The 17,811-nt window shown below is 53.4% G+C and carries 14 protein-coding genes; 4 read left to right on the top strand and 10 right to left on the bottom strand.

From position 1 onward, the window contains the following. Positions 1-216: 216 nt before the first annotated feature. The 3 genes from AB4P92_RS01305 to AB4P92_RS01315 form a co-directional block, all read right to left on the bottom strand. Positions 217-1,941, bottom strand: a complete 1,725-nt coding sequence (locus AB4P92_RS01305; protein ID WP_200645869.1) for a Shedu anti-phage system protein SduA domain-containing protein — start codon at positions 1,939-1,941, stop codon at positions 217-219. A gap of 411 nt (positions 1,942-2,352) precedes the next feature. Further along, on the bottom strand, positions 2,353-3,360 hold the full coding sequence (locus AB4P92_RS01310) for a hypothetical protein (RefSeq protein WP_200645870.1): 1,008 nt from the start codon (positions 3,358-3,360) through the stop codon (positions 2,353-2,355). Between the two features lie 96 nt (positions 3,361-3,456). Beyond that, positions 3,457-4,443 carry a tyrosine-type recombinase/integrase gene (locus tag AB4P92_RS01315; protein ID WP_200645871.1) on the bottom strand — a complete coding sequence of 329 codons (987 nt, stop codon included), beginning with the start codon at positions 4,441-4,443 and terminating at the stop codon, positions 3,457-3,459. A 197-nt stretch (positions 4,444-4,640) separates the two neighbouring features. On the opposite strand from AB4P92_RS01315, the gene AB4P92_RS01320 reads away from it, so the two are divergent. Further along, positions 4,641-5,711: a DNA-binding protein gene (locus tag AB4P92_RS01320; protein WP_200645872.1), complete on the top strand. Its 1,071-nt coding sequence runs from the start codon at positions 4,641-4,643 to the stop codon at positions 5,709-5,711. A gap of 3 nt (positions 5,712-5,714) precedes the next feature. Continuing rightward, entirely contained in the window at positions 5,715-5,936 is a 222-nt protein-coding gene (locus tag AB4P92_RS01325; protein WP_200645873.1) for a hypothetical protein, read from the top strand. A 103-nt stretch (positions 5,937-6,039) separates the two neighbouring features. Here AB4P92_RS01325 and AB4P92_RS01330 read toward each other — a convergent pair whose 3' ends face one another. From AB4P92_RS01330 to AB4P92_RS01345, 4 genes are all read right to left on the bottom strand, one after another. Then, on the bottom strand, positions 6,040-6,513 hold the full coding sequence (locus AB4P92_RS01330; protein ID WP_234452003.1) for a hypothetical protein: 474 nt from the start codon (positions 6,511-6,513) through the stop codon (positions 6,040-6,042). 48 nt (positions 6,514-6,561) lie between these two features. Further along, a complete protein-coding gene (locus tag AB4P92_RS01335) occupies positions 6,562-7,236 on the bottom strand; it encodes a hypothetical protein (RefSeq protein ID WP_234452004.1) in 675 nt (224 codons plus the stop codon). Positions 7,237-7,506: 270 nt separating this feature from the next. Beyond that, a complete protein-coding gene (locus AB4P92_RS01340) occupies positions 7,507-9,366 on the bottom strand; it encodes a chemotaxis protein (RefSeq protein WP_200645874.1) in 1,860 nt (619 codons plus the stop codon). Next, positions 9,363-11,123: a hypothetical protein gene (locus AB4P92_RS01345; RefSeq protein WP_301482458.1), complete on the bottom strand. Its 1,761-nt coding sequence runs from the start codon at positions 11,121-11,123 to the stop codon at positions 9,363-9,365. The genes AB4P92_RS01340 and AB4P92_RS01345 overlap by 4 nt, the downstream gene beginning before the upstream one ends. Before the next feature lie 317 nt (positions 11,124-11,440). On the opposite strand from AB4P92_RS01345, the gene AB4P92_RS01350 reads away from it, so the two are divergent. Continuing rightward, positions 11,441-11,779, top strand: coding sequence for a hypothetical protein (locus AB4P92_RS01350; protein WP_200645876.1), 339 nt, complete (start codon positions 11,441-11,443; stop codon positions 11,777-11,779). Between the two features lie 475 nt (positions 11,780-12,254). Next, positions 12,255-12,821: a hypothetical protein gene (locus AB4P92_RS01355; RefSeq protein ID WP_200645877.1), complete on the top strand. Its 567-nt coding sequence runs from the start codon at positions 12,255-12,257 to the stop codon at positions 12,819-12,821. Between the two features lie 379 nt (positions 12,822-13,200). Here AB4P92_RS01355 and AB4P92_RS01360 read toward each other — a convergent pair whose 3' ends face one another. The 3 genes from AB4P92_RS01360 to AB4P92_RS01370 all read right to left on the bottom strand — a co-directional run bounded on the left by AB4P92_RS01360 (position 13,201) and on the right by AB4P92_RS01370 (position 17,811). Further along, complete coding sequence (locus AB4P92_RS01360) at positions 13,201-14,046, bottom strand: hypothetical protein (RefSeq protein ID WP_395598697.1); 846 nt, start codon at positions 14,044-14,046, stop codon at positions 13,201-13,203. 160 nt (positions 14,047-14,206) lie between these two features. Continuing rightward, positions 14,207-17,215 (bottom strand): AAA family ATPase, encoded by a 3,009-nt coding sequence (locus AB4P92_RS01365; RefSeq protein ID WP_200645879.1) that lies wholly within the window; start codon positions 17,213-17,215, stop codon positions 14,207-14,209. Further along, positions 17,212-17,811: an ABC-three component system middle component 1 gene (locus tag AB4P92_RS01370; RefSeq protein ID WP_200645880.1), complete on the bottom strand. Its 600-nt coding sequence runs from the start codon at positions 17,809-17,811 to the stop codon at positions 17,212-17,214. The genes AB4P92_RS01365 and AB4P92_RS01370 overlap by 4 nt, the downstream gene beginning before the upstream one ends.

Consider the following 17,811-nt stretch of genomic DNA (forward strand, 5'->3'; position numbering starts at 1 on the left):
TAACGTTCATTTCAGCGGCTATATCAGAGGAAATGATGTGAAGCCCCCCGGATTGTGAAAGCTTGAACGTCTCCTCCACCTCTATGGCATTAGACACCTATAACTACGACAGCCGCCACACTGATCTTGGCAGTAATGATGACGCCGGGAAGGTGGAGATGAGCGCCTCTGGGTTCCATGGTGGCCATTTTAGTGGTAACTACCCTATGCCTCTTATTACTCTGCTTTTTCCAAAGCATCCTCGCGGGCTCGCTCAAGATTAAACGCCAGTCCTCTCACGTTGCCTTCGCACAGGTCGTGTATAGCCATCCAGGTTCGATCACCAAACAAGAACTCCACTCGCTCAATCAACTCTTTACTGAACACCGCAGGTTCAATGTTTTCGTGCGGCTTCGCTCGAGGGTTGATTCGAATCATTCTTGCCTTGAACAGGTGATAAAAGCGCCAATCTGTTTTTACGCGCTCGCTGTTTCTCCGGAATTCCCACCTGTGGTGACTTCTGAAATAGGCGTTCACGATTCCCGAAAGCAACCATTGGCAATGCCGAGGTAGGGAGTTTACTGCTAAGAGCCACATACGCAAATTTGCTGCCAGCTCGGGATGCTGAGTAGGTTCAATCTCTAAAACCCCCAGTAAATTGTCCGCCATGCTGGTTTGCCAGTTGCGAGTGAAGCTCAAAGCTTGTTGGTCGAGATCAGCCCTGTATGGCTTACGCAAGGCCATAGATTGGTTGAGTGGATGTGGCATTCCGAGGGTATGTTTTTCCTCATCGTTGAGGCAGTTCAAATGATCTGCACAAGTTAATGCCACATGGTCAGTGTTCCAGAATTTCGTCCAATCACTATCATCGTCAATAACGTTGTATATGGGACGTAGGAGGCCTGTAATTTTGCCTTCCTCGATCGCTCTGCGACTACATCCGGGCTTTTCGCATCTACCGCCCGATCGATAGAAGATTGCTTTTATGGAGGCTGGATGCATGGCCGAGGCCTCGTTACTTCCTATATGTAATTCCCAGCCCAACCCAGCTAGTCGCACCCCGTACGGGTCATCATTCTGGGTAGCCGGCAGCCCCAGTGACTGGGCAAGAGGGAGAAGGGATGATGGATTAGCCAGTGTAAGAGGGGTCGTCTTGTAAAGACCGAGCTTCAAAACGTTTTTGATGTGGTGGTACTTCCTGACTTGCTCCAGCATCATTGGATAAGTCATAAATATGATGCCTTCCTGCATATACAACCTATCAATCAATGATTGATGCGCTTCGTTTTGCGGTGTTTCATTTCCTACAACCAATACATAGCTGATCTCTATCCGAGCAAGCGATGTGGGATTTCCATGGTCGTCAAAAATCGGCAGCGGATACCCTATGAACAATTTTCTCAGTTTGCGTAGTAGAGTTTTCTGTGAAGCTTCATTCTGCATCTCTTCACGCCAGTTCCTGACCTGATTAAGCGCGGCCTCTGTCTCGCACCGAAAGGATGATCGTCGGCCGATGGAGTTATGGAACACCGCCTTCGACGCCTTTTCAATTTCAACGAGAGTAACCTTGATCACACGGTCTTGAACGGTGATATACGTGAAGTCGGTGATGTGACCCGAGGGCAGTTCATATTTATTCAGAAGTGCATCCAGGTAGAGTCCGCCGGCGTACAGCTCTGGTGTGTGGAGAAGAAAAGGATGCTGAACGATCATTTCGTGCAGAGCCTGCTCTCTGGTGGAAGAGGCAACCTGGTTGACTTTTCGACTGCTCCCCTGCTTCAGAGCAGGATGCCGCTGTCGCTTATCCTGACTTTCCTTCCCTTTTTTGAAGATGGGGTTCTGAGGAAAGGATTTCGAATAGGCATTGGCTGACTCGGTCGCCACTTTTCGGACGGGCTTAGTAACATTCACCAGCCGTTCGAAACTTTCAACAATCTCATTGATGGTGGCGGGGTTTTCCATTGGGGGCGTGCTCCAGAGAAGATCAGATTTTCTAGCGATCCTGCTAGGCGCTGTCAATCCTTAATCGCCTGCTCGAAGCTCGCAGGCGCAACAGCTCAGTCGGGGAAAGTAGTCAAGGGACAACGGCGTTCTCAGGGCTAGTGTTAGCCTCCTCGGCTCCCTTTTTCACCTAGGCAGTATGATCTGGTCGCGCGTCATCTCTGAAGCGTTGACCCAACTGCACCAGAGATGAGCGCGTCCTACCAGAAAGATCTCGGGATCAGCGAGTCTCGGCTCTTTGCTGATGTGATTTATCGCTAAGGCTAGCCACTCACCCTACATACTCTGCAATCTCCTACGAGCTTTGCTTTCCATCACCTATGCAGATTTCGGTGGCCTGCCTTTCTCAGCCCTGCTGCTCAAGGCTGAACTTTAAAAAAATGGTCTAGGGTTGCCGTTAGCTTCCCAAAGGTCTGCCAGCTTCTGCGGCCTGTAAATCCAATCTTTCTGGAAGCTATTAATGTCCGAAAGCTTATCAACGACCCCGCCGTCTTCCGTTACCAAAAGCGCCGGTAGCTTGAGGTAGCTGAGGAGATCGTAATCAATGCCATCGTTACGTTTGCTACGCGATGACGGATTGTAGGCGCCTTTTTTCTTCTGCATCCGAGCGAACTGCCGCCAGTGATATCGGATTTCCAAATGCATTCCTTGTGTCTCGTGAACAGTCTTGTCGTCCGCCGATTCAAAGGAATTGAACACCGCCGCACGGAGTTGAGGCTCGATCACATCCCACCGATTTCGGTTCTCGACCGAGCTGGTAAGCGCATCGTGCACGGTATCGACAGTCGCTGTGGCGAAATCTGTTGCCCAAGGCCCGCTTTGCAAGAATTGGAGTAGTTCATCCGGACTCAACTCCTCTGCCGCTTCCAAAATCTTTGTGTTCTTGGATCTTAATTTATCGACAACTATTTGCCAGTGCGCAAGGCGTTCAATCCATTCATCGCGAGCTTCTTGAAGCAGGGCATCTGGGCCATCGCCTAGTGGGTGTGTGTGTCGGCTTTCGAGCGCCTGCCAAGTTTGAGCCGACAACGAACGACATGAACTTTCACTCCAAGGCTCAGTGTTGATTTGGAGCATGCCGAGTAGGTCATTTTTTCCGAGTATTACCGGCAGTTGGGGATTGAGGAAGAGGGCCAGACGCTGGCACAGACGCTCGATCTCTTGTGCTTTGATCGAATTTCGCGCCCGCTGGTTAAGAAGCTCCATTAGAGCACCGTCAGCGAGCGAAAACGAATAGCCTTCCTTCTTCATTTTAGCAAACGTTAAAGCCCAAGGCGGACACTGTAGTTCGTGAGCGAGGTTGCGGGCTGCATTGGTATCAAGCACAACGATTGTCTCACCTTGATCGACGATCAGGCGTGGAGGGGCTGGTTTTGGCATAAATATCCTTCTTTACCGCTATGATCAGAGCAGATGCGTACTTAGCAAAAGGGCGGGGGTGTTGGCCGTGAGATAGTACGAAAAGTTGGGTTAGAGTTAGCGTCTGTTTATTCCGATGGCCACACCTTGGAGCTGATTTGGGCTTCTCGTCGGCGTTGCTGCGGCGTGCAAAGCAATTCCACCGAAGGACACACTAGCATCCACATAGCTCAACGCAGACTTCATATCCTTCCAGCCCACATAGCTCATCAGCCCTTTGATGTCCCACCCATTGGCGGACGCCCAGGTTGCAAAGCCTCTCCGCATCGAGTGGCTGCTAAAGAGCTCGGCTGGCAATCCTGCATCTTTGAAAATGCGGCGTAGCACGGGTATCAGACTATGCGGCTGCATGGCTTTGCCTGACAGGTTTCCCCAGCGATCAATCCGCTGGAACACCGGGCCTTTAGCGATCCCGGCAACCGTTATCCAATTGATATAGGCCTCCACAGGGCAAAGCATAGTTAGGGCCGGCGTCTGGAACGTGGTTCCTTCATGCTGGCGATCACCCTTGGTGTAGGGCAGAAAAAAGGTAATGCCTTCTCCGCTTACGGCTTGGGTGTCCTCCACCGTCAGCCTGGCCAACTCGTCGCCTCGAAAGCCACGCCAGAACCCAATCAAGATGATCGCTACCGAGCGCCGGTGACGTACCAGCGTTTTGTAATCTCCCCGTTCAATCGCAGCTGCAGCTTCCCCTTCAAGCCATGTGACCGCCTGCTCTAGGTGCTTCAGTAGCAGTGGGGCGGCCTGTTTCACTCTTGCGGGGTGCACGACCTTGATGCCCTTGATCATCTGGCGCACGTCAGGGGTCTTGGTTGGATCAGGGAAGCCCTGAGTTATGTGCCACTGCGCAAGGGCCGCCAAGCGCTGCTTCAGAGTGTTGATGGAGAGTTTGTCGGCGTACTCCGCCAAGTAGCGAACGACGCCCGCTCCGGTCGTGGGTAGGTACCCGCCCCAAGTCACTTCGAAGTGCTCGATCGCCGCCCGGTAACTCTTTCGCGTGTTCTCCCGGGTACCGGCCCTGAGGTACCGATCTGCCTTTTCCATCGTACTTTGCCTTCAAAATCGGAGCGTTTTGCTTTCCCAGCGCAACTAGGAGGCTTTCTGGGTGCCAGAAAGCATCAAGAAGCCATAAAGCACTATTATGGCCTCCTAGTAAATCAAACTCAAACGGTGTAAAATTTCAATTAAGTGTTATGTACCTACATGACATGTAACACAGTACGATATCGTAGGAGAATCCCATGGCTCGAGGCGGAATCAATAAAGCTGTTGTGCAAGCAGCACGTCAGGCGCTGCTGGCCAGGGGAGCCAACCCCAGCATCGATGCAGTGCGCGTAGAGCTTGGAAATACGGGCTCCAAGACAACGATTTCTCGGTACCTGAAAGAGCTTGAGCCCTCCAGTCGAGAGCCCGTAGCAGCACGTGAACGCATGGGCGAGACGCTCAACGGTATGGTGCAAATGCTGCTGGATCAGCTTATGGAGGAGGGCCAGGAAGTAATCTCCCAGGCGACCGCAGCTTTTGACCTGCAGCGGGCCGCGCTCGAAAACCAGATCATCGAGCTCAGATCGGAGTTGGTTACCGCCCAACGTAATTCGGCCACCCAACAGGCCGCGATAGAGACGCAGAACGCTGAACTTGCGACCACCCAGTCCTCACTCCAGACTGAGCTGACCCGTAACGCGGGCCTCAGTCAGCGCTGTACCGACCTTGAGTCGCTGGTTGCTGAAAAGGACAAGCACATCCAATCGCTGGAGGAAAAGCACGTCCAGGCGCGTGGAGCGCTCGAGCACTATCGGGAGGCGGCGAAGGAGCAGCGAGATCAGGATCAACGCAAGCACGAGTCTCAACTACATGAGATGCAAGTTGAGCAGCGCAAGCTGCGGGAGACCATCTCTATGAAACAGGACGATCTGACGCGACTGAATCGCGACAATGAACGCCTGCTCGGTGAAGCCAGGCAGCAAACCAAGGCCCTGCACACGCAAGAAGCCTTGGTTCAGTCTCTCAACACGCAAATTCAAGCACTGCGCCACGGTGAGGCCAAGTCCGCTGGGGTGGTTGAGCACCTTATGGAGCAGATCTCAGCTCTGCGCGAAGAGGTCAAGGCACTCCACCAGTCCGTCGCTGTAGCCGATTTGCGTGAGCGAGAAACCACGGTATTGCTGGCGACTGCACAGAAAGAGAATGAGCAACTGCGGCCCGCTAGGGTTGATGAGCCAAGCCTGGAGGAGGGTAGCAATGCCTCCTCAGGAGTAGAGGATAAGCAAATCGCCGAGCACGCCAAGCCTTCGAAACGACCTAGGAGTTGAAACATGGATCAGATCACAGGAAATCCACGTAGCCATGATGCAGGCACCTCAGGTTGGAAGTTCGCTCATCAGCGTCTATCCCAAATGCTCATAGAAAGGGTTGAGCCATTCGGCTCCCTGACTCCGATTATGAAGCTGGATGCCGCCGACACCAAGATTCCATGGCAGCCGCGTCACGTGGCCAACTTGATGCCAATGACTGAATGTGAGGCGCGTCGATTCTGAGCTCAAGGCTCGAAGCGCACCGGTAAATTTAGCAGCGCCTCAGACTCTCAAGCCACTTAGCAATTAACTTGATACCTAAGCCGAAGGCGGGCCCGGGCTGACGCTACAGACCGGCCTCAGCCTGCTTGTTATTGCGATTTTGGAACAGGCGAGCGATATCTTGGGTGGATGGCGGGGCAGCCACTGTCATTGGTTTCAGCTTGGATTTGATGGGCGCTCCCATGACGATATGGTTGACGAACATTCGACGCTCATCGCAGGGCTCGTCAGCTTTTTCCCAAGCGTGCTGAAAGGCGGTATGCATGATGTAGCGATAGCCTACCTTGCAAGATGCTTCGTAGTTGGCCTCCTGCTCCTTCCAAAAATCGGACTTCTCGAGGCTGCGGACGTCCGATGCCGTCCAACGTTCTCGCGTCGTCCGCTCGGCCCAGTATTCGATGACGCAGTTTTGGATGTTACCTTCGCTGGCCTGCATGGCCGACTGGAATGCTGACTGCCAGTCGGCATATGCCGGTGTAGGGCATGTCAGGTCTTCAGAATGTTTGGCCAAGCCTTCTTGGTAGTTTCGCGCCAGCATCGCATCTAGGGCGGCGCTGGGGGCCCGGGCTTGCTTGGTGGCCTCAGCCTACAATTGGGATAGCGTGGTCTTTGCCAGGTCGACAGGCTGCAGCTCTAAGGACTTCAATTTTTGTGCAATGGCGCTAACTTCGTCTTCTTCGAAGACTTTCAAAGTGTAGGTACTTCCCGAGCGGTTCACGATCTGAACGATGCTACTCGGCATTGCCAGGTCGCCCAGAAGGCTCTGCAGCTTCAGCCCATAGTGCTGAGTTTGAAGCATGGAGAGGGTGGATTCAGCCGTTTTTGCCTCGACAACTGCTTTCCCGGCTCGGCGCGTTGCATCTCGCGCGGACTTCTCTGCATCGACTACCTTCTGGTTGAGCGTTGCAATTTGGCCTTCGATGGCAAACCGCTGATCAACCAGTTCTTTGTTTCTAGTTTCCCCCGCTGCCAAGGACTCGGTCTGCTTACCCATCTCCTGTTGAAGCTTCCGTTGTTCGATCTGCAGGCGGGCGAGATCTTCGGAGACAACTTCCTTCTGGAAGACTGGCCGCACGGTAAAGATGTAGCCAAAAACGACGACCACCAGCATGAATACCTGGGAAACGTTGGCGATAACACCTGTATACGATAGTGTTTTCTGCAACCGCGAGGAGCTGCCAGTCGGCTTCGAAGTCTGTGTCACACTGGCGTTGGAGCGTTGTTTTCCGAGAAATCGTACGTATCGATTACGAGCTGCCACTTGGTTTCCTAATAGGTGAACATGATTTGGGATCGGCGCGCGCACGCGGCGGAATGGTACGAAATTTCGCGGCCTTGAGCTGATTTTTTCGGCGTGACACATGCGATGCCAATTCGCGTTCCATATCGCCTGGGCAGTCAGGAGGATCTGACCACCTGAATTGCCTAACGCTGACGGAGACGGGCTCTTGGTCAGGCAATGGTTCCGGCGTCGATGCAGCTCTAGTTTTTGGTGGGCTGGGCATCAGACTGGATCACCACAGGTTGATTGTTACTCCGTGGTTTCGCTTTCCCATTTCGGTAGGGAAACGAAGTGAATCGTTTTCTCCCCAGCCAACTCGAGGTTTGCGCCAGCCCGGCGTGAAAACCAGAATGCCGATTGCGCCCGGACAGTCCTGGCAGCAAGTTGCTGGGAATCCGCCCTAATGCTTGGATCATCTTCCTTGATCACCAGTGGGTACCAGAGCTGCGGCGGAAGCGGAAGCCGACTGTGACGGCAAGCCATCACTAATACCGGCCAATGTCCTAGGTAAACAGCAGACAGCCGCGAGTAGTCTCCTTCTTGAGAGCACTCCCTCTCCAGTGTTCTTCTGGCCGCCTCGCCGTCAGCAGTGATTGGAATATCACACAGCGCTAGCCCATGCGACGTTTTGCTGAGATACAAGAGAGCCTCGGTGTCAGGCCCAGGCATCCATAGCTGCTGATTACAATGTTTCATCTCGCTCCGAACAAATCGAGAGAATCCTTCGCTAGAGCGCGTTTCGCCTTCCAAAGTGGCCCAGAGCGTGACTATGGGAATGAGCGCGCTGCCCTTGGTATTCTGCGCCCGATACTCTTCAGTTCGGGCCTGGGGATGCCTTATCAGCTCCTGGTAGCTGGCGTGGATGCTCGGGTACTTATGATGCTTGGTGAAATTGAAGTGGTAGTAGCTCAGAATCTCACCGCAGTAATCCTGCGCATAGCTGCGCCAGTCACGCATCATGGACAGGAAAGTCAAGGCGCAGCTGATCTCAATCACTTGCTCGTCAGCTACTGGCGCCAGCAGCGACCTATTGTTCTTGATGAGTTCCGCGATATGCAGTGCGAGTTTGGAGGCCTCCTCTGGTACCTCGGAGGCTTCAAGGACTCGCAGCTCATTACCGTCCAGGTGGGGCCAGAGAATCCATAATCCCCTCACTGCGATACGCCCCAGAGTCTCAAACAGCTTGAGGTTGATGTCGACAGAGCTGTGAGAGTTTACGGAGCAGGCCAGCGCATCTCGTTTTGATGTGAGCGGCAGGATTTTATCTTCCATCAGCTCGGCCCAGATCTTTGTGTGCAGATCCAGCAGCTCGCCGAAGGTCAGCCCGATGCGCGTGTGCCCGATCGATGCATCCTCGATGTCACCTTTGACCAATTCCCAGGCGCGCAGAATGACCAGCTCACTGGCTCGGTATGGGGCTTCGAGGTTCTGCTGCGTCCGTGCCCATACAAACAGCACAGAGAGGCAAATGTACATTTGTCGCAGTGTGGCAAGCCGCTGGGGGGCTTCAAGGTTTTCCGCTTTGACCAGCCCTTCGATCAGTGCGGTGAAGTGCTGAACTGAAACGTCAGGCTCGTCGAGCATCGCGATGGACTTCTGGAACCGCGACTGCAGTGTCTTGCTCACATGCTGGTGCTGTAGCAATCCATCAGCGAGCAAGCCCGCCATGTAGTCGCCATTCCATTCCTGGAAGGAAATGCGATCATCGCTCAGCCTACTGATCATGCCCGTCAGGTTGTCCCTCACAGCCTCTTTCACACTGCCCCCAAAGCATAGACAGATGACAACCTTCAATGACTCGTACTGAGTGGAAATCCGCTTCGGAATGTAAACGTCGATGATATCGTTGATTGAGCATCGTACACCTTGGGGCACTGCGTCCCACTCGGCTCGCGTCAGGTCTCCCTGCTTGATAGTGAACAAGTAGAGCCTCTGCTCGCCGCCCACCATGGGGCTTACGGCGGCGACGTCGACGCCGAACTGGCGTGGCCCAGTCGATGGACGCGAGATTACGTTGTAACCCAATTCGCTCAGCAGATCGGGTAGAACGACATCCAGCTCATTGCGCTCGCGGAGCGAGGCGAGGTACTCACGGAAGACGAGTTTCATTGCGAGCGCTTCTCATACAAGAAGTTGAGGATCTGGATCTCTAGCGTGGAAGGCTCAAGAACCGAATGCCGAGGTATTTGGAAGGTATGCTGAATAGTGGCGAGCGATTGCTCCATCCGGCGCATCGCCCCCGTTTCATCGTCAGCCATGTGCTGTGGAGATGGAAACTCCGGCACCCAGCTGGCCATGCCGGTGCCGTAAAGCAGCACTTTTTCACTGACCAGACTCCCTATGATTGAAGACTTGCGAGCCTCCACCATGTCATTTTGCATCTCCTCATTACGTCGATGATGCTCCAACTGGCGCTGACGCTCCGAGGGTTGCAACTCGAGGATGTACGCGTCCCCAAGGCCCTCTAGGTACTTCTGCAGTTCCTGCAATGCTCGATGGACTGCCTTCGAAGCCGGATCAGTGGGACTTGCTGCTATCTCGTCCAGGTAATCTGATCGCAGACCGGAGTAGTTGATCAGAACTGGGTCGAACAGCAGGCTCTCCAGCGCACCCAAGGTCACATCCGTGGCGTTACGCATCATGCTCACTAACAGGGAGGCAATGAAGAGGGGCTTTGAGAAAAAGGTGCCGAGCGCTTTGCGTGCGATGAAAAGGTAATCGCTTTCCGGTACGTCCAGCGCCTGGCTGAAATCGAACGTGAACACCCGACCCTCACTTGCTGCAAACAGGCCGCGCCTGAGCGCTAGAGATAAGCTCAGTGACTCAGATTGAAGCCAGCTCACCACCCACTTGTCCAGGACAGCAGCATCTCCGCCCTCAAGCTCATGCAGAACGGAAGTGAAATGAGTAAATAGTACAGAGGGGGCGCCGAGAATAAGTTTCTCAACCACTCCCCGAGCCTCCAATACCTCACCTCTTCTGATAAGCCCGGCCAAGACGATGTCCAGCAACTTGACGAGCTCATCTTCTGGCTGGCCTGACGCCAGAAGAGCAAGGAGATCTCGACGAACTTGAGCGCTATAAACATTTGAGCTGCCCATCAACGCAAGGGCGATCGCTTTTTTGGCCGCCAAAGTGACGGGGGAGGTGGATCGCTCGATCAGCCTGTACGTCGATCGTTCCAGTTCGACCGGAGCATCCTTTTGCCAGGCAAGTGCCAGGGCGAGGAGCGCGTCTTGTACTGAAGGCTCGGTCTCACGCTCGATCACGGCGAGGATGGTTTCGACCAGATCAGCAGTCGTTGCCCGTACTTCAGCAGACAAATTACAGAGGGCTCTGGCTGCCTGGGCGCGTCGAAGGGCGTCACCGTTTTCGAGAAATTCAATGGCCTTTGCCAGGTAGAAAGCTACATCTGTCGAGAGCCCGGTACTGATGCACGCCTGTAAGCAATGAAACCTTTGAGCGAGCAGGTCACCCGACTCAATGAGTCGTAGTAGCTCGACGAGGCGATCAGGTGAAACTTGGCACCATTTTACTGCTTCAGCGTACGGTAAGTGGCTGAGCATGGAGTCATCGTAAGGAACTGCCCCAGCCATCAATACAAGCAAATCCGCACCGCTTGTTGCGATGGAGCCCAATGCGGGTAGGAGAACATCCATGCCCTGATACAATTCGTTGCCCGAAAATCCGGGCGGCTCAGGCAGAGGGAGCAGGGCGCGGAGATCGACATCCTTTGATTGATGAGCATCAACCAAAGCTTGCGCATAGGATGCGCCATCGTGCTTCCAGCTGTCCTTAAAAATCAGATCAAGAAGTCTGCCTTCTGTTGCTGCTCCAGCGATTTCATCTCGCGAGGGGATGGTCATTTCAGCTCCTTCCAAGCAATCCATTGCTCAGGCATTGCCGAGCTCGGTAGTGCACCAGATGTTACGACCTCTGCAGCAAACAGGCGAGTATTCAGGGTCGACTTGTTCGACGAGGAACCAACGATAATTGTCTGGCCATCAGTGTGATGGAGATGAGGCTCCGTGGCCGGGGAGAACCGGGCGGGTAATCCCGGTGCTATCATCGGTATCCGCAGGTATCAACCATACCGTTGAGCCCACTCCCTGTCGAAATCGTAAACCTCTAAAAGACGGGCGCTCGACCCGTGACAGCTTTCAATGCTTTCCAAGGTATATCTATGGCTATTGAATTAAATGAAGAAGAAATGCGGAAGGCACTCTTCGGAGTCAGTGTGGATCCGGTGACGCCTAACGCAGCAGCACCAGTAGTTGATACGACATCGACCCCACCAGATCCAAGTCCAGCCACCCGCCCGAAGAAAGCTACTGGTTACCATACGGCCAAACTTCGTGTGACATTACATGTATCTAAGGTGTACGACGGTGAAGTCGAAGCCTTTGTTCACGACTCGAGCAGCCTCAGCAAACTGGTAGCTGAGCAGGAGGCAAAGGCCGCGGCGAAGAAGCAAAAATACAAATACTTGGAATTGGTATCTGTTGAATCAATTTCGAAGTAACGCCCCAAGAGCAGCGTCGATCACAGTGTTCGTGGCGTACATGCACCTTCTGCTTTACTGCTCTGCGCGGGAATGAGAGCAGCGGAACTGGGCTTCAGGATCTCTGAGGTTTTCTCTAGCTTCAGCGTACGTTTACCGGCTCGACAATCTCAAGGCGATCCACCCAACGCAGGCTAACCGTCCGGTGAACTAACCTAGCCGACTCCGGCGATAAGGACTCCCATGCGCCTGAGAGCTTCTTACCTCAAACTCTTAGCCAAATGCCTGCAACCGAGCTTACCCATCGCCAGTGGCTCATGAAGATGTCGAGAAAGGTAGTGCTGCTGCTCGTCGATAGTCTTTGCGATATGCTGGACGGCAGCTCAATATTTTGGACTCTAAACTACTCGCACACAGCAGTTTTCTGCCTAGTGACGCGGCGACAGCAACGCTGTACGTTAGCTACGACTGCGACATCAACTATCGAGAATCCATCATGGCGGACGATGAAAACAAAGGCGCTAAGGCTAGTGAGCCAGCGGCACCTTCTACCCAGCCCAGCGGCACGGCGAATCTTCTCCAGAACTACTCCGAATTTATGAGCATAGAAGAGGAATACGATCGATCCGTAGCCTCAGGTCTGTTGCGCAAATCGCTTGAGCAGCACGGTGTCAAAAAAACGCTTGGTGATGTGCAAGCCTGGGCTGATGTCAGCAGGGCTATCGTGACAAACCCCGTTAATGTCGGTCAGGAATTCAAAGAGGCGAAGGGAAAGACCGACGCCTACGTGAACGGACTGTTGTCCTCGGGGGCTGGGCAAGACAGTCAACCGACCGGCGCAATACCTGTCGACTCCACATCTAACCAGCCTGGGCCTGAACAGTATGCTCATGGGCTTTTAGATGACCTGGACGATGATGAAGTTGACGATGACGATGACGATCAGATTGAAGATGAGGAGGAATACGATTCTCTTCAGGAAATCTTCAATACTGATGACCCCGAGGACGCGGAAGAACAGGCTTACGACCATGTCCTTAAAATAATGGAGAAGGTTGACTAACCGGTTTCAGCGTGTTCAGAGATTGCAGCGGAGTCCCACAGCCCTAACCCCTGCACCTCTTGCCACCCTAGATCCGGTTGCAGGCGGCATAAAGCAGTAGACGGTCGGGTTTAACGGCACGGCGGTAAACGGGCTGCGGCAATCATGATCCGTATGCCCACATGAAACACATTTTGACTCGCATGCTCACACAGCGGGCGAGTCAGATCGACCAACTGCTTTCGCATCAGTGGATGCCTGCACGATCTGAGCATTGTGTGCTCCTCATCCCTCCTTAAAGCGCAGGAAACTCTTCGAAGCCGTATCGACATTGCGTAACGAGGAACAGCGCAATCCTTCCTTTGTTTCTATCGTTTAATCACTCAATACAAGACGAAAATTACCACCAAGGCGAGGACACCCCGGGATAGGATTTAGATCGCAAAAAGCCCAGCATATGGCGTTTAAATCGATATCCGATGAAAAATCTAAGCACACCACGCCGCTCTTTAACTCCGTACAATTTCATCAGCGGAACAGTCAGCTCTGGAAAAGGGATAAGAAACTCTCCGCCGTTAAGTGTGAAAGGGGTGTCCGCATTGATGGAGAGATGCTTCGCATTTGAACACTTCAGAAGCATATGCCTAGAAAAAAACACTCGGTGAATACTTAAGGTATTAGGAGGTACTAACTTCCGTGTAAAACTTTGCGCTAGATAGGGGATGTTATGCTCTTGAGCTAATGAAACCCGATTTTTCCCTTCGCCTGCCTGAACCAAAGGGAAGGGTTTATACCAGTGCGCCAAGGCTCCCAAGGCTGTTCCTCCTAGAACTGTATCCTCATCAAATTTTGCGAAAAGCCCAAGCACATCTGCTCGATTTTTCTGGGTGTGCCCGCGCCATGGAGCACCTACCACCAACTCTGCTGATATGGAAATTAGCTTCTTCTCATCGAGTGAAAATTCGTAGAAAGGGCTGATCAGCAGCTCGGTATATGCATCTGGCATCAAAACGTAATTTTTGCCTAGAGCTTTCTCTTTGGGTACCGGGATACCTAAACTGACGAGTTCTGTTGTACCTGTATGGGCGCTCCAGTTGCTGCCGGCCTGCTCAATTGACTTCTTGAGTGCGATACCTTGTCGGATAATATCCTCGGCATCCTTTGCGGCCTTATCTAATTTCAGCACATATACCACCGCGCCGACCGTTTGGCTTTGCTTTTCATCTTTTACAAGCGAGACCTTCATACCGCTCCATATCGTCGTTACGACTAATTACTCCATGCCTATTTAGAAGATAGTAGGGCGTAGAGGTATAGATTTTTTGGCCACATATAGACTTTGACCGCAGAGTCGATACGCCTGGTTAGAACTCCGGCATGATCGACTGCCCGGCCTACTGGTTAACCTACTCGCTCACTATCAATTGGTTTCTACCCGGCCATGAGCCTTCTGAGGCTGTTACGCCATCAGGCGTTGGTGCGAGTGACCAGATACGAGCTTCGATACCGTCGTTTTGCAGCTTGCGCATGAAGTAACGAGCTTGAAGGGCATCGTGGGTTGCAATCACGACCTGGAAGCCATGATCGACGATGTAGTCACGAAGCACATCGAAGACTGACGCCGCATGCACAAGGTCATGATGCTGGGTTGGGTCATCCAGAAGCAGGCCGCGCCAGGAAGACCACTGATGATCCAGCGCCATTGACAGCAGGAAAGTCAGTTGCAAATCCGTCAGTTGAGCTTCACTGGCTATCGCTGGTACCGGAACCAGTTCACCGTGGAGCGGCACCGACACTTCAGCACGCTCCTTTCTATAGAGGCTGCGGAAATCAAGGTTCGTCCCGGTAAATCGCGGTTCCCTAACCACTCGCTTCAAGAGCGCCTGCCACCGGGGCACGACCGCGAGGACATGTTTTTGGACGTTCGCGATTTCGGTTGATAGGTGCTGATTGAGAGTATCCATCGCATCCGAAAGAAGTGACAGATGCTTCTGATCCGATTGTTCTTTCTCCACCCGCTGACGAAGATTAGTGTTGAACTCAACTTCCGAGAGCTCGCCGCGGCGACGATCCAAAAGACCTTGAGCCAAGCGCGCCTGCTCCAACTTGCTCCAAGCACCGATCTCGATTTGGATCGTTTGAAGTGTTTCCGAATGTCGAGTCAGCTCGCTTACGGATGACTGCAACTGAGCCTCTTGGCTGCTCGCGACCTCGGCAAGGGGATCGCCGGCGAACGACAGCTGGCGCCAGGAAGCTCGTACGGTAGCGAGGCGAGCCTGAGTGTCGGACAACTGGGTTTCCAGCTCAGATACCTTATTTGTCAACTCAGTCAGCGGCGCCTGCTGGCGATCCAAGGTCGACTGCTCGGCCGCCACCTTGGCGTTCAGGTCTGCGACGTGCTTGGCATTTGTGTTTTGCGCAAGCGACAGTTCCTCCAAGGTTTGTGCTGGCGGGGCGTCTGCTGTAATTGCGGCCAACGCCGCGGTCGCTTGCTCGAGCCTACTACTAGCCTCTGATCGGTCTTCTCGGGCTACGTCCAATGCAAGGACGGCGGAATCGTAGGCGCTCTTTGTATGCTCAAAAACTTCCATAGCAGGGGCGGGCGCAAGATTGCTCTGCTTCTGGTCGAGTTGAAGCTTGGCTGAAACATTTGCATCTTCGCGAAGTCGGATTGACTCTTTCGCAAGAGGTACTGTATCTCCGCCGAGCAAAGCGTTGCCCTTGAGATCGTCGACGTCTGCCAGCAGACCCGCCTGCTGGTGTTCCAGCTCAGCAATTTTGCTTTTGCAGGTTTTCAGCTCTGCTTCGGCGTTGGCTACCGCCTCTGTGCATTCACGCAATGCATCGGTGGCATTCTTGAGTCGTCTTTCAGCCTCGACGACACTAGGGTCTATCGCCTCCAATGCCTTGGCAACACGCTGATGAAGGATTATTGCACCGTGCTCTTCGCCACAAAGGGGACAATCTCCACGCTCGGCGGGCAAATGGGCTGCGATGGACGCAACTGCTTGCCGTATTGAATCAGCGGCCGAATTCAAAGCCTCGTGCTGGCTCTTCGCAGCGAGTTCCTCAGCCTCAGCGGCCACCCGCGACGTGACCGCACTACGAAGCTGTTCTTGAAGGATATCCTCTTGCGCCTCTTCACCTCTGATGGCAACCGTAACCGCTGCAACGTTCTGGAGCGTCCGCTCCCATCGCACAAGGAGTTCTCGAGCGATCAGAAGGTCAGCATCTATAAGGAGTAAAGCGTTTCGCTGTCTGTTAATGAGCTCATGCTGGACGCCGAGCTGCTGATTGCCCTCATGTGCAGTACGCAATGTGGAGACCTGAGTTTCAGCGCTGGTCAAGGTCTTGTCGGCGGTCTCCAATACTTGCTTACGCCGATCGACCGTTTCTTTGGCCTGACTCTCGCTCACGTGCCGGTTCAGCTGCTGAGCAATGGCATCACGCTCACCTTCCGCACTGACCAACTCCTTTAAGAACTGCTCATGACTGGTATCGACTAGGGAGCGATCTTGTTTCTTCTCCACCAGTTGCTGTTTAGCAGCGATCAAATCGTTACCAAGATGCTCTGAGCGTGCCTGTTCAGAAACGAATCGACCGATTATCCCGTCAACCTCAGCCAGCGCCGTGATCTGATCACGAAGGCGGTCAAGTTTCGCTTGTACCAATTGCTCCAATGCGTCGTGCACCGTTTCCAAGCCGTCTTGGCCCAGTGGCGGCACGAGTAGGCCTGCGGGCAGCTGCTCCAAGGCCTTCGCCTGCCGTGCGATATCTGAAATGGATTCAGCGATGTTTTCTTTGCTACGAAGCGCGCCTTGAGACTGAGAAGCTGCAAGATCCCGTTCAAGGGTAAGGCTTTGCCATTCACTAAATTCTGCTTCGAGTGTCTCTAGTGAGCTTTTGGCTTGTTTCAGTTGCTCAGTGAGCGCGCGTCGAATGCCGCCGAGTACAGAACTCACCTGGGTGCCATCCTTGCCAATTGGCAACCGGGCCAACTGCGAGCCTGCAATTTTTGGTTCTGCTTTTACCAGCCATTCCCCTTCACGCTGATCCAACAAGTGGGTAAGCCTGAGCAGAAACGGAATGTCCTCAGGGTTTGTGTCTGGAAAAAGAGGGCTTAAGTCGCCGGTTCTTTTTACGTCACCAATGTTGCTGACCTGAGCAGAAGCTTGTACATCACCGAAATCTAGGCTCACTCGAGCCATGGTTTGAGTGTCTCGAATGATTGGGGAAAGATTGTCGCCAAGTCGCGATATCTTGCCAGTGAGACCGAACTCTATGGCTTCGAAGATCGCCGTCTTTCCGGTGCCATTGGGCGCGAGGAGAATGGTTGCGCCGCGGCTAAGCTCAATCGTGGTATCGGCGCCGAACCTTCGGATGTTGGAAAGAGTAATGGACTTCAGCTGTTTCATTGGGAGTCCTCTGCACCAAACGCGTCAACCTTAAGGGCTTCAGCGATATCACCGCCGGATTTTCCAGACAATAGTAATTCTCGCCACGTTTCGAGGTGTGGCAACACCCAGGAATGCGACAGGCCCAGTGACCCCAGCGACGCTAGAAGTGGATCACTGATATTCTCTGAGCTGCCGGCGGGCGAAAGGCTCGCCAAGAAACTACGGTCTAGAAAGGATCCGACATCCTCCTGCTCTCTGACCACTAGCTTTCTGCAGAAGCGATCATCCGTCTCGAGACGAGCTGCGTCCTCTGATGCGATGCCTTCGATAAGCATGAACATATAGAGGTCAGCTGTTTGCGGCTCCGCAAGCATGTCACGGACATCGGCGGCCCATCGAAACGCATCTAGAATTTTTGCCTGATCGTAAGTAAAGGCTGCAATCAAAATGGTTCGCCAGCCCGCACCTTCTTGATTGACCCGCTTGAGCTGCACCGTAGTTGAGTCGATCTCAATCGACGGCAACGTCAGTTCAAAACTATCGGACAAGGAAACATCATAGCGACCTTCGGCCCGCTTCGAGATGGCTGCAACCATCTCCTGTATTGTTAGCAT

The organism is Pseudomonas sp. A0308, from assembly GCF_044218815.1.
In the GTDB taxonomy this organism is placed as follows: Bacteria; Pseudomonadota; Gammaproteobacteria; order Pseudomonadales; family Pseudomonadaceae; genus Aquipseudomonas; species Aquipseudomonas iridis.